Origin of the sequence: Streptococcus sp. k-628 (assembly GCF_013277475.1) — a bacterium.
Taxonomy (GTDB): Bacteria; Bacillota; Bacilli; order Lactobacillales; family Streptococcaceae; genus Streptococcus.
The window spans coordinates 1-1,271 of sequence record NZ_VMMZ01000118.1 but is presented as its reverse complement, the minus strand read 5'-3'; the positions used below and the strand labels follow the sequence as shown (position 1 = coordinate 1,271).

The window sequence follows — 1,271 nt, the reverse complement described above, 5'->3', positions numbered from 1 at the left end:
GCTCTTGAGTCTTGGTCGATAATTGATTCTTATCAACATTTCTCAAGCCATTCTTGGCAGTTGTAAGCCCAGTCTTAGCTTGAGCTAAGTCGCTTTCTGCTTCCCTTACCTTGGCTTCAGTCGCTGTGCCGTCTTGTTGAACTTCCTTCGCTTTGGCAACTGCTCGTTTTGCAGCCTCTTTGGCTTGCTCATAAGCTTGTTTACTGTCTTCGGTCTTACCGTCGAGAGAAACTGGTTTATTCAACTCTGCTTCTAGCTCTTGAGTCTTGGTCGATAATTGATTCTTATCAATTAGCGCTGTAGCTCTAACGCTATTTGTCGAGAATCCAGACTTCATTCCTTCACTGAATGTTTCATCTGTTCCTATCCTCACGTAGGCAACCACTACTCTGACATCTCCTTCGCCAAGTTTTGAATCTCGGTATTCTGGTGGAACAAAATTAAAAGTTCCAGAAACGGAGATACGTGTCTTTGCTATAGTATGGTAGCCTTGAGCCTCATTGTTATAGCTATAAGGATTAGGTGAACCACCACGTACTAAATAAGCCATCAACTCAGCGCCATCCGGTGTGTTACCAGGTTCCGCTCTTACACCAATAGTTCCCGAAATTACCGGCTTAGTCTCGGCTTTACCTTCTAACTCCTTATTAGTTGTCGTAATCCTTGCGTCAGGTAAAGGTCTAGCAATAGTTAGTGTAGTCTGATTTGTATTTCCTGAAGAATCTGTCGCAACAACCGTTACTCTGGTGTAACCATGCCTATCAATCGGCATCCTTCCTCGCAAATCTACATATCCCAATCCATTTGTAAGAGTTAATCCTGTCGCTGATAGTCCTGTGCCTTCGAGACCATTAACTGTAATACTCCTAACGGTCTTACCACTGAAAGATTTGACGGTTATTCGTAGGTTATTTCCATAGGCTTCACCTGTACTTAGCGTTCGTAGAGTTTCTTCGCTATATTGTGGAACCTTAGTTGTACCCTTACCGAATCCTATTTTCAAGGAATTATCAACAGATCTCGCTTTCCTAGATTTAGGACTATCGCTACTACCTTTTTCAACACCATTCTTTAATTGGGTTGCCTTTTTATACTCCTCAAGTGCAGCATTAAAGACCTCCTGATTGACAAGCCCATTTTCTGATTGCCCCAATGCTTCGTTGAATTTATCATAGGCTTCCTTGAGTTTTTGGACTTGTTCTGGATTTTCAGTGCTGGTCTTCAGTTCTTGGAGGAGATGATGGATTTTGTCCGATAGAGGATAGCTACCT

Annotated in this window: 1 pseudogene; it reads right to left on the bottom strand. The window is 42.6% G+C overall.

What is annotated here, in order from left to right:
* Positions 1 to 1,271, bottom strand: a pseudogene (locus HT730_RS10275) (hypothetical protein); the annotation flags it as partial.